This is a genomic window from Rhizomicrobium sp. (genome assembly GCF_056722145.1).
This window is the reverse complement of the sequence record NZ_JBWZET010000093.1, coordinates 1-11,283: the sequence shown is the minus strand read 5'-3', so window position 1 is coordinate 11,283 and position 11,283 is coordinate 1. Positions and strand designations below refer to the sequence as shown.

Below are 11,283 nucleotides of genomic sequence, written 5' to 3'. Positions count from 1 at the left end.
GGCGACGATTGGCACGAATTCTAGAACCGGGGGAGAACGCCATGAGCGACGACAGCAGCCAGAACCGCCAGTACATCACTTTCATCGCCAACGGCCAGGAATTCGCCGCCAATATCATGGCGATCCGCGAAATCCGCGGCTGGACCGACACCACCCCGCTGCCGCATGTGCCGCATTACGTGCGCGGCGTCATCAACCTGCGCGGCAACGTCCTGCCGGTGGTCGACCTCAAAGCCCGACTCGACCTCGGCATGACCGACGCCACCCCCAAGCACGTCATCATCGTGGTCGCCGAGGGCACCCACACCACCGGCGTGCTGGTCGATGCGGTCTCCGACATCATCACGGTATCCGCCGCCGACATCCAGCCGCCGCCCGACGTCATGCAGAACACCCACGACCAATACGTCGACGGCATTGCCGTGATCGACGGGCGCATGGTGACCCTGCTGGCCACCTCCCACCTGACCGCGACGGTCGGTAATTCGATGCTCGCCGCCTGACGCAATAATATAAGGCGCGGCGAAACGGCCCTTTTCAGACTGCCGCCGGGGGACTAGCTCTCCCGGCGGTACTGCATCGGACTGGAAGCAGCGTGAAAGTCGTGGTGTTGGGCGCCGGTGTCGTGGGCACGGCCGCCGCCTGGTTTCTTGCCGAGAACGGACACGAGGTCACCGTCGTCGAGCGCGAGCGCGCGGCGGGGCTGGAGACCAGTTTCGCCAACGGCGGACAGGTGTCGCCCTGCCATGCCGAGCCGTGGGCCAATCCCGCCACGCCGCTGCAGGCGATGAAGTGGATGTTCCGGCCCGATGCGCCGCTGGTGTTCAAATGGTGGCGCTACGATCCGGCGCTGTGGGGCTGGCTGTTAAAGTTCCTCGCCAATTGCACGCCGGGGCGCACCGCCATCAACACCGACCGCACCTTGCGCGTCGCGATCTATTCGCGCGATTGCCTGCAGGCGCTGCGCGCGGCGACCGGCATCCATTACGACGAGAAGACGCTCGGCATCCTGCACGTCTACCGCAACCCGAAGACCTTCGAACACGCCCAAGGCGCCTCGGCGCTGATGGCAAAGCTGGGACTCAAGCGCGACGTCAAAACGGTGGCCGAGGCGCTCGCCATCGAGCCGGCGCTGACCGGCGTGGCCGACGAACTCGCCGGCGCCATCTTCACGCCCGATGACGAATCCGGCGATGCGCACAAATTCACCCAGAACCTGGCGGCGCTGGCCGCCACCAAGGGCGTGCAGTTCGCATTCAATACCACCGTCACCGGCTTTGAGCGCAGCGGCGACCGGCTGGACGCGGTGATCACCACCGCCGGCGCATTCACCGCCGACGCCTATCTGATGGCGATGGGCTCGTGGTCGGCGCCGTGGGCGAAACAGCTCGGCCTCGCCCTGCCGGTCTATCCCGCCAAAGGCTATTCGGCGACGCTGCCGGTGACCGCTGCGGCCCGGGCGCCCTCGGTGTCGATCACCGACGACGAACACAAGATGGTCTACAGCCGCCTCGGCGAACGCTTGCGCTGCGCCGGCACCGCGGAGCTGGCGGGCTGGAACGACGCCATGACCAAGGTGCGGGCCGACGCCATCGTCAAGAACGCGAAAGCGCTGTTTCCCGGCGCCGGCGATTTCGATCACGCCGAGCTGTGGTGCGGCCTGAGGCCGACGACGCCGGATTCAGTGCCGCTGCTGGGCACGACGCCGCTGAAGAACTTCTATCTCGACACCGGCCACGGCACGCTCGGCTGGACGATGAGCTGCGGCTCGGGCAAGGCCGTCGCCGACCTGATCTCGGGCCGCGAACCGGAAATCGACATGAACGGACTGGGCCTCGACCGGTTTTAGTGTGGCCGCCGCACCACTCAGGCGAATTTCAAGTTGTCGCGCCACGCCATGACTTCGAGTTCGGCGCGCACCGCCTCGTCGATCGGAATGACGGGCCGGGCCTGGAACTCGAATGCCGGCAGCATCGAGCAGAGCTTGTGCACGGTGACGGGGTCGTCGCAATCCGCCAGCATGTAGCCACCCCAGTCGCCGACCCGGATCACGAACATCTCGATCTTGAAATTGGCCGGCGCCTGCCACTGGCGAAAAACGTCGAGAATCCGCTGCTGGGCGTTTTCGTATTCGATGGCAGAACCCTGCGAGCGCTCGGACCACGTAATCATATATTTCATCGTGTCGCCTTTCTCGATCACGGCCGCGCCCGCGGGGAGCCTATCTTGCCACCGTCAAGCCAACAAGCGCCGCGCCGCGGCGAAGCAGGAGACGGCACTATCGTGAGGGTGGCGTCACGCCGGCGGGGCGCTTGCTGCGCGCCGGCTGAGGGAAAATACCTATCGTAACGGCTTGTTTGCCCGAAACCCTTGGCGGCAAAGGATTATCTGCGTCGCATACGGATCATCGCCACCCGATACACCCATAAACACGGCGTTTTTCTCAGATTCGATTTACCTGCGGCTCCCATAGTGTGCCCTCGCGCCTTGCGTTCATGAAGGCGCTCAACTTGGGGAGCCCCTCGCATGACGTTTGCAAAGCGCATCCTTCTGATCGCCGCGGTTCTGCCGTTCCTCGCCTGCACGGCGATGGCGGGCGACCACGCCACCAAGGCCGAAGCCACCGCCATGGTGAAGAAAGCCATCGCCTTCATCACCGCCAACGGCGCCGACAAGGCCTATGCCGCCTTCACCGACAAGGGTAGCGCATTCCACGATCGCGATCTCTACGTGGTCGTCTACGACATCTCCGGCAAGTGCCTGGCCCACGGCAACAACCCCAAGCTAGTCGGCAAGGACCTGCTCGATGCCCAGGACGCCGACGGCGTTTACTACGTCAAGGATCGCGTCGCGCTGCTGAAGACCCATGCCTCGTTCTGGCAGGACTACAAATTCTCCAATCCGGTGACCAAGAAGATCGAACCGAAATCGACCTATTGCGAGAAGCTGAACGACACCGCGGTGTGCGTCGGCATTTACAAATAGCCTGAACGGCCGGCTCGCCCCCCCTCCGCGCCGCCGGCCACCTTTCTTCCGCTCGATCACCGGGACAGTTGCTCATGAATGCCGCGTTCAACGACCTTACCATCCGCGCCAAGCTGACGCTTCTGGCGATCGTCATCGTCGTGCTCACCGCCGGGCTCGGCGCCTATGGCTGGACGCTGCTTGCCGGCAACGAACAGAAGACCGAGGATCTCAAGACCGGCGCGCTGCACAATGCCGACGTGGTGCTGGCGTTTCGCAGCGACGTGCTGCATTCGGTGGCCAATCTCTATCGCCTGACCTCGACCGCCAGCAACGAAACCGATACCGCCAAGATCGAAGCGATGGCCAAGGACACCACCGTCGAATTCGACCGGCTGCAGGCGGGCCTTGCGGGCGTGACCCAGGCCATGGCCGCCGCCGGCGTCAAAAGCGATCAGGTCGGTGCTTTCGGCGAGGCCCTCAAGGCCTACGTCAAGCGCGGCAAGGACGTCGCCGACATGGTGACCGCCGACGTCGCCACCGCCTCGGGCATGATGACCGGCACGCGTCAACGCTATGAGGCGATGGAAGCCGCGCTCAACACCATCGCCGGCACGCTGTCGACGCAAAAACAAACGACACTCTCGGCCATCGCCGCCGACATGGCCAACGGGCGCACCGTGTTCGTCATCAGCCTGCTCGTCATCGTCTTGACGGCGCTGGCCGCGTCGCTGGTGATGGGCAAGCGCATCGCCCGCCCCCTCACCGACATGACCGAAGTGGTCGCGGCGCTGGCCAACGGCGACCTCACCATCGCGGTGCCCGAGGATGGGCGCAAGGATGAAGTCGGCCGCTTGGCGGAGGCCACGCTGATGCTGCGCGATCGCCTCGCCGCCGCCGAGCAGGCCAAACAGGACCAGATGCACCTCATCGTCGGCAGCATCGGCACCGGTCTCGACGCGCTTGCCGCCGGCGATCTCACCGCTCGCGTCAGCGCCGATCTCACCGGCCCCTTCGCCAAGCTGAAAGACGATTTCAACCGCGCCAGCGCGCGCCTGGAAGAGACGCTGCAGAAGGTGCTGCAGAACACCCGCGAAATTTCCACTGGCGCCGGCGAAATCTCCACCGCCGCCGACGACCTGTCGCGCCGCACCGAACAGCAGGCCGCCAGCCTCGAGGAGACCGCCGCGGCGCTGGAAGAAATCACCTCGACGGTGAAGAAGACCGCCACCAACGCCAAGGACGCGCAAGCGCGCGCCACCGCCGCCAAAGCCGCGGCCGAAGACGGCGGCAAGGTGGTCGACACTGCCGTCAACGCCATGGCCGAAATCGCCCAGTCGTCGAAGAAGATCACCGACATCACCGGCGTGATCGACGAGATCGCCTTCCAGACCAACCTGCTCGCCCTCAATGCCGGGGTCGAAGCGGCCCGCGCCGGTGAGGCCGGCAAAGGTTTCGCCGTCGTCGCCTCGGAAGTGAGGGCGCTGGCGCAGCGATCCTCCGACGCCGCCAAGCAGATCAAGGGACTGATCAACGCCTCCGGCGAGCAGGTGACGAACGGCGTGCGCTATGTCGGCGAAACCGGCGCCGCGCTGCAGCGCATCGTCGACGAGATCATGGCGATCAACGCCTTCGTCAGCGAGATGGCCGGCGCCGCCAACCGCCAGTCGACCGGCATCCAGGAAGTCAACGCCGCCGTCAACCAGATGGATCAGGTCACCCAGCAGAACGCCGCCATGGTCGAACAATCGACCGCCGCCTCGCGCAATCTGGCCTCGGAAACCCAGGAACTGACCGACCTGATCGCCTTCTTCCGCGTCGGCGGCAGCAGCGATCGCTCCAGCTCGCAATGGCGCAAGGTGGCGTAAAGGTTCAGCGCTTGAACCATGGTTCCAGGCGCACGATCGCTTCTTGCACTTCGGCAGTGGAAACCGCGAAGCTGAGGCGGATGAAGCGGTGGCCTTCCACCGGATCGAAATCGATGCCGGGCGCTGCCGCCACGCCGGTCGCCACCAGCATGTCCTTGCAGAACTGCAGGCTGTCGTCGGTGAGGTGGCCGACGTCGATATAGAGATAGAACGCGCCATCGGGCGGCGCGATGCGGCTCAGCCCCAGCCGCGGCAGCGCCTTCAACAGCAGATCGCGGTTGGTGCGATAGACGTCTACATGTCCTTCGAGTTCATCGCTCGCGTCCAGTGCAGCGACACCAGCGTGCTGGCTGAGCGAGGGCGCGGTGAGGAACATGTTGCCGCAAAAGGCGCGCGCCCGCTCCGCCTTGTCTTCCGGCGCCAACAGCCAGCCGAGCCGCCAGGCGACCATCGAAAAGTATTTCGAGAAGCTGCCGACCACGAAAGCATCGGGATCGTAGGCGAGCATGGTCGCCGCCGGGCCGGCATAGGACAGGCCGTGGTAGATCTCGTCGGAAATGACCATGGCGCCGCGCGAGCGCGCCACCTCGGCGATGGCCTTCAACTCGGTATCGGCGATGATGGTGCCGGTCGGATTGGCGGGACTGGCGACAATCACGCCTTTGGGCGCCGGATCGAGCGCCTCCAGATGGGCGGCGGCGAGCTGGTAGCGCGTCTCAGGCCCGCACGGAATTTCCACCGGCTGCAGATGCAGCGCCTTCAAGACATTGCGATAGGCGACATAGCCGGGACGGGCGAGCGCGACGCGATCTCCAGGCGCGAAGAACGCGGTCAGCGCCAACACCAGCGCCGGCGAGGCGCCGCAGGTGAGGACAAAGCGCTCCGGCGCAATCGCGAGGCCGTAGCGGCGGCGGTAAAGGGCCGACAGCCCCTCCTGCAGCGCCGGGCTTTCCCAATAGCCCATCGCCTCGCTATCGAGGACGCGGTGGGCAACCGCGAGCGCCGGCTTCGGCGCCCCGGTGGAGGGCTGGCCATATTCCATATGGATGACCGCCGGCCCCTTCAGGCGATGGGCCAGCCGGTTGATCTCCATGGCGTAAAACGGTTCGATCTCGGACAACATGCTTAATAATACCACCCTGCACCGCCGATCGCGGGCGTTTGCGACGCTGCGGCATCGCCGCCTTCCAGGTCGCGCCTCGGCACCGTATAGTCAACGGCAAAAGATGGGTGGGGGTGTGGCGTGAAACGGTGTTGTTCGGCCTTTGCCGGCCTGTTGCTGGCGGGAACGGCGTTCGCGGCGGTGCCGCCGGAATTTCCCAAAGCGCAGCCGCAGGCGCCGCGTGCGGTGCCCGAAGACGTGCGCGCCTGTTTCGAGCCGGCCGATGCCAAGGACCTCGACGCCCTGATCGCGGCCTGCACCAAACTGGTCGACAAGGACGGTTCCAACGCCAACCTGCGCAGCGCCGCCGAGACCGAACGCGGCCTCGCCTTCCTGCGCCAGGATAAGCTCGACAAGGCGGAAGCCGATTTCATCGCGGCGCTGCGCCTCAACGAGCAGAACGGGCGGGCGCTGGCCGGCCTGTCGGGCGTCTATTCGATCCAGAAGAAGTTCGACAAGTCCGACGACATGCTGGACGCGCTGGCCCACGCCGATCCCGAAACCGCGCTGTGGCTCGCCTATCGCGGCAACGCCAAGAAGGAAAAGGGCATCCTCGACGAGGCGACACTGAAAGCGATGAAGCCGGGTTCGTCGACCGCAGCGCTGCTGCATGGGCTGGTCTATCTCTCCCACGACGACGTCGAGCAGGCGGCCGTGGAGTTCCAGGCGGCGGTGACGCGCGATTCCGCCAGCGCCCAGGCCCATGCCAATCTCGGCCGGGCGCTGTGGCGAACCGGCAAGCAGGCCCGCGGCCTGGAAGAGTTGAGAGCAGCGCTGGCGCGCGATCCCGGCCTCACCTCGGCCCAGTTCGACATCGCCTTCATCTATCGCGACCAGAAACACTACGACGCGGCCGCCGCCGAATACAGCGCGGTGATCGAGCGCGATCCGAACAATGCCGAAGCCTATAATTTCCGCGCCTGGACCTATGTCGAAGCGAGCCAGCCGGGACGGGCGCTGAAGGATTTCAACCACGCCATTGAACTGAAGCCCGACTATGCCGACGCCTATTACAATCGCGGCAATGCCTACGAAGCGCTCGGCCAGATCGACAAGGCGCTGGAAGACTACGACGAGGCGATCCGGCTCGAACCCAACAATTCCTTTGCCTACAACAACCGCGGCATCATCTGGCGGCGCAAGGGCGACGACACCAAGGCCCTCGCCGACTATTCCAAGGCGATCGAGCTCGATGCCAGGAACACCAACGCCCGCAACAATCGCGCCCTGATCTATTCGGCACGCAAGGATTGGGACCACGCCATCGCCGATCTCGACGCCGCAATCGCCGCCGATCCCTCTTATGCCATCGGCTATCGCAACCGCGCCTATGCCTATGCCGAATCCGGTCGGCTGGAGCGCGCGATCGAAGATTTCAACCGCGCCATCGCGGCGGCACCCGATCAGCTCGGCTTCCGGCTCGAGCGCGGGGAAGCCTTCATGCATCTTAACCGCTTCACCGAAGCGACCGCCGATTTCGACGCGCTGATCGCCAAGTCGCCCGACTATATGCCGGCCATCGCCGACCGCGGCACCACCTTCCTGATGCAGGACAAGCTCGACCTGGCGCTCGCCGACTACGAACGCGCCCTCAAGATCCAGCCGAACCAGTGGTACGTCCTGGCACGCATCGGTACGATCTGGTTCCGCAAGAACGATCCGGCACGCGCCATTTCCTATCTTGACCAGGCGCTGGCCGCCAAGCCCGACTACTATTACGCGCTGTCGATGCGAGCGCGGGCCCAATGGGATGCGGGCAAGCTCGACCTCGCGCTCCAGGACGCCGAGCGGCTGACCGAGATCGGACCGACCAATGCCGAAGGCTGGGAGCTGAAAGGGCGCCTGCTGACGGCCAAACACGATTTCGACGGCGCGATGGCGGCGCTCGATAAGGCGGTGCAATTTGCCCCCCAAAGCCTGTCGCCGCTGTACTGGCGCAGCCACGTCTTCGGCCGCAAGAACGACCTCGCGCATGCGATCGCCGATCTCGACCACGCCGTCGTTCTCGATCCCCAAAATCCGCTGCTCAGGTCCGAGCGCGGCGCGCTGGAAATCGAGATGAACCAGCTCGACAAAGCCATTGCCGATATCGATGTGGCACTGGCGCACGAGCCGACCAATTCCGTCGCGCTCGGCAACCGCTGCTGGGCCCGCGGTCTGTTGAACCGCGACCTCGACAAGGCGCTGGCCGATTGCAACCGGGCGCTCGAGCTGCGTGCCAACGCCGCCGCGGTGCTGGATTCGCGCGGCTTCATCTACTTCCGCCTGGGCCGCTTCGCCGACGCGCTGAAGGATTTCGACGCCGCCCTCGCCGTCGCCCCGAAACTGGCGCCGTCGCTCTACATGCGCGGCATCGTCAAACGACGGCTTGGTGACAAGACCGGCGGCGACGCCGACATCGCAACCGCCAAACAAAGCGACCCGACGCTGCCGGCCACGTACGCCAAGTGGGGCGTGGCACCGTAGGGAAACGGCAGCAAAATCGCGCCTAACAGCGCCATTATTGCAAGCACATCGCAATTCAGACAACTGAGAGTACGAGTGATCCGCATTAGCAACAAATTGTGGCCACGCGATCCAATGCTCGAACAAATTGGAGAGCGTCTAAAACTGGCCACTGATTGAATTGATCGCACTTACCGACGCCGCGAACGCTGATCAACTATTTGGCGCATTGTTTCACGTCTTCCCGTCATGATACCTAAATACCTTGGCGTAGCGTTCTGTGCACAGCGTTAACCTCGGGAAGGAAAACCATGTCGCCTGAACTGGAAGAATTTCGTCAGCGGTTGATCGACCATTCGAAGAAAGTAGTCAGCAGAGCCACAAAGGTGGAATCCGAAGCAGCGACGAATGCTTCGCTCGTGCAGCCTTTCCTGATGATGCTCGGATACGATGTGACGAATCCGGACGAAGTGCAGCCAGAACATCACGCCGATTTTTCAGATAAATATCAAAACAAGGTCGATTATGCGATCCTGAACAATGGCGTTCCAGTGATTGCAATCGAATCAAAAAAAGTTGGCGCAGCACTCAAAGATGACAGAGGACAACTGAGGAGCTATTTCAACGCCTGCCCAACTGTGAAGCTCGGAATCCTTACGGACGGAATCAAATTCGAATTTTATGCCGATTCAGACAAACCAAACATGATGGACGACGCATCGTTCCTCAGGATGGATTTGAGCACTGTCGCAAAGGATAACTCGATCGACGACAACACCTTGGGCGGCCTCGCCTCAATCCGAAATGGATTATTCAACCCTGAAGATGTTGGAGCAGAAGCCAAGCGCAAGCTCTTATTGGAGTCGATAGTAGAAAGCCTCAAGCGCTTTAAGGATGAGCCGTCTGACGATTTTATCAAATTCATGCTCGAACAATCCGACACAGGCAACAAATTCTCGCGGCTTTCCCAAAAAGTTATCGAAGCCAATCGCGACGTCGTTCAAGCTGCGATGGAAGCATTCATCACACGAGAGGCATTGGCGCGGTTTGGATATGCTCCCAAAGACGTCGTCAAAACTCCTATGGAGCGGCCTGAGCAGATCAATCCAATTCAACCGACCACACCAGAACTCCAAGAAGAGGCAATCACGCCGTCACCTGCTGAACTGGATGTGTTCAATTATGCAAGAAATCGTCTGATTTTTCTTTGCCGTAATGAAACATTGTTTACAGAAGTTTCGAAAATTTCTTTTAGGAAAACCAAAGGCTCGTTTCGCATTTATTATGCAAAGCCAAATAATGGGTCTCTCTTCGATTATCGTGAAAAAAAGGACGGCCGGAAGGTACTCCAGTTTCCTGCAATCGAAGATGAGTTGCCCTTCACACCTGCAAATCCGGAATTCGACGACCACCTTTTGCGCGCCTTCACCCAGCGCGTGACTGAGGCCGGCATCGCATTTCAAGCCAATCCCGTGCTGCATGCAATCGACGGCGGCCAAACGGGCACCTAAAAAGGGCCCCACCCGCCTCCATCTATCCGTCAAGTGAATTCGGTGCGCGCGCGCGACGCAGCCGGGGCTCTGTTTTTCGCATGGCGGACGGGGTTCAATGCGCTTGTATTGCCGGCGGGCGCACATACATCAATATCGCCAAACCACGGAGAAGCGCGCTCGCGCATCTTGACGGCAAACATCAAATAGTTGGGCGTAACCGGTGCGGTGCTGTCGTCAGTGCCGCCACACGCGCAACGAAGGGGGCCTTATGTTCGACGTTCCGCATGTCGATCTCTCAGCCATAGGCTGGTGGATCGTCATTCTTGCAGTCGTGATCATCTTCCATCTCGTCAAATCGCTGCGCTATGTCGGCGCCACCGAAGTCGGCCTGGTGCGCAAGCGCTTCAGCAGCCGCAAGCTCGGTGCCGACTGCGTCGTCGCCTTCAACGGCGAAGCCGGCTATCAGGCCACTCTGCTGATGCCGGGCTGGCGCTTCAAGCTGTGGCCGATCTACGATGTCGCCCGCTATCCGATGGTGCAGATTCCGGCCGGCCAGATCGGTGTCGTCATCGCCCAGGTCGGCGATCCTTTGCCGGTGGGCGCCAAATCGGGCGTCTACAAGAGCGACTTCGGCAATTTCTCCGACGTCGCCACCTTCGTCCATGGCGGCGGCCAGAAAGGCGTGCAGCGCCCGGTGCTGCCGCCGGGCACAGCCGTCGCCATCCATCCCGTCGGCTTCCTCGTCATCACCAAGGACACCGTGTTCGGCGCCCCGATCGACGAGCGCTATGCCTATGCCGCCCGCCACGGCAGCCTCAAGCCGGAATCCTTCGGGCTCGATCCGGCCCAGCTCGACGTCGTGCGCATCGAACCGCGCAAGGCCGGCAACGGCCTCATCTTCGATATGATCGGCATCGTCACCACCTTCGAAGGCCCGCCGCTGCCCAAGGGCGCCATCGCCAATCGCATCGGCGACTTCTCGGAAATCTCCGATCTCGAAGGCAAGCCCGACAACACCGACGCCGAGCTGATGGAATCGGTTCTGGCGGTGAAGAACGAGACCCACAACAACTACCAGAACTTCCAGGCCTTCCTCGACGCCGGCGGCCGCATCGGCTTGCAGCACGATCCCTTGATGTACGGCGCCTATAACCTCAATCCGTTCCTGGTGTCGGTCGAAATCGTGCCGATGCTGGTGGTCAATCAGGGCGAAGTCGCGGTGTTGAAAGCCTATGTCGGGCTTGCCACCGAAGACACCTCGGGCGCCGATTTCAAGTTCGGCAGCCTCGTGCGTCCCGGCCATCGCGGCATCTGGCAGGAGCCGCTGCGCACCGGCAAATATGCCATCAAC

8 protein-coding genes and 1 pseudogene are annotated in these 11,283 nt (G+C 62.8%); 7 read left to right on the top strand and 2 right to left on the bottom strand.

The genetic code is table 11. The annotated features are described in order from the left end of the window. Nucleotides 1-41 precede the first annotated feature (41 nt). Together AC1P6P_RS05360 and AC1P6P_RS05355 are read left to right on the top strand one after the other, a co-directional pair. A complete protein-coding gene (locus AC1P6P_RS05360; RefSeq protein WP_481401404.1) occupies nt 42-503 on the top strand; it encodes a chemotaxis protein CheW in 462 nt (153 codons plus the stop codon). A gap of 92 nt (nt 504-595) precedes the next feature. Then, nucleotides 596-1,849 carry a D-amino acid dehydrogenase gene (locus AC1P6P_RS05355; RefSeq protein ID WP_481401403.1) on the top strand — a complete coding sequence of 418 codons (1,254 nt, stop codon included), beginning with the start codon at nt 596-598 and terminating at the stop codon, nt 1,847-1,849. Between the two features lie 17 nt (nt 1,850-1,866). Here AC1P6P_RS05355 and AC1P6P_RS05350 read toward each other — a convergent pair whose 3' ends face one another. Then, nucleotides 1,867-2,181 (bottom strand): DUF3303 domain-containing protein, encoded by a 315-nt coding sequence (locus AC1P6P_RS05350; protein ID WP_481401402.1) that lies wholly within the window; start codon nt 2,179-2,181, stop codon nt 1,867-1,869. A 345-nt stretch (nt 2,182-2,526) separates the two neighbouring features. Between AC1P6P_RS05350 and AC1P6P_RS05345 the strand changes: the two genes are divergently transcribed. After that, entirely contained in the window at nt 2,527-2,985 is a 459-nt protein-coding gene (locus AC1P6P_RS05345; RefSeq protein WP_481401401.1) for a cache domain-containing protein, read from the top strand. 74 nt (nt 2,986-3,059) lie between these two features. After that, entirely contained in the window at nt 3,060-4,832 is a 1,773-nt protein-coding gene (locus tag AC1P6P_RS05340; RefSeq protein ID WP_481401400.1) for a methyl-accepting chemotaxis protein, read from the top strand. Between the two features lie 4 nt (nt 4,833-4,836). Here AC1P6P_RS05340 and AC1P6P_RS05335 read toward each other — a convergent pair whose 3' ends face one another. Next, entirely contained in the window at nt 4,837-5,955 is a 1,119-nt protein-coding gene (locus AC1P6P_RS05335) for a pyridoxal phosphate-dependent aminotransferase (protein ID WP_481401399.1), read from the bottom strand. 120 nt (nt 5,956-6,075) lie between these two features. On the opposite strand from AC1P6P_RS05335, the gene AC1P6P_RS05330 reads away from it, so the two are divergent. The 3 genes and pseudogenes from AC1P6P_RS05330 to AC1P6P_RS05320 form a co-directional block, all read left to right on the top strand. Further along, nucleotides 6,076-8,460 carry a tetratricopeptide repeat protein gene (locus AC1P6P_RS05330; protein WP_481401398.1) on the top strand — a complete coding sequence of 795 codons (2,385 nt, stop codon included), beginning with the start codon at nt 6,076-6,078 and terminating at the stop codon, nt 8,458-8,460. Nucleotides 8,461-8,750: 290 nt separating this feature from the next. Then, complete coding sequence (locus AC1P6P_RS05325; RefSeq protein ID WP_481401397.1) at nt 8,751-9,950, top strand: type I restriction endonuclease; 1,200 nt, start codon at nt 8,751-8,753, stop codon at nt 9,948-9,950. Nucleotides 9,951-10,200: 250 nt separating this feature from the next. Continuing rightward, nucleotides 10,201-11,283: pseudogene (locus AC1P6P_RS05320) on the top strand (hypothetical protein); the annotation flags it as partial.

Bases quoted from the DNA above. Each gene is read 5' to 3' on its own strand.
- AC1P6P_RS05325 (WP_481401397.1), top strand. From the start codon at position 8,751: ATGTCGCCTGAACTGGAAGAATTTCGTCAGCGGTTGATCGACCATTCG.
- AC1P6P_RS05340 (WP_481401400.1), top strand. From the start codon at position 3,060: ATGAATGCCGCGTTCAACGACCTTACCATCCGCGCCAAGCTGACGCTT.
- AC1P6P_RS05345 (WP_481401401.1), top strand. From the start codon at position 2,527: ATGACGTTTGCAAAGCGCATCCTTCTGATCGCCGCGGTTCTGCCGTTC.
- AC1P6P_RS05335 (WP_481401399.1), bottom strand. From the start codon at position 5,955: ATGTTGTCCGAGATCGAACCGTTTTACGCCATGGAGATCAACCGGCTG.
- AC1P6P_RS05350 (WP_481401402.1), bottom strand. From the start codon at position 2,181: ATGAAATATATGATTACGTGGTCCGAGCGCTCGCAGGGTTCTGCCATC.
- AC1P6P_RS05360 (WP_481401404.1), top strand. From the start codon at position 42: ATGAGCGACGACAGCAGCCAGAACCGCCAGTACATCACTTTCATCGCC.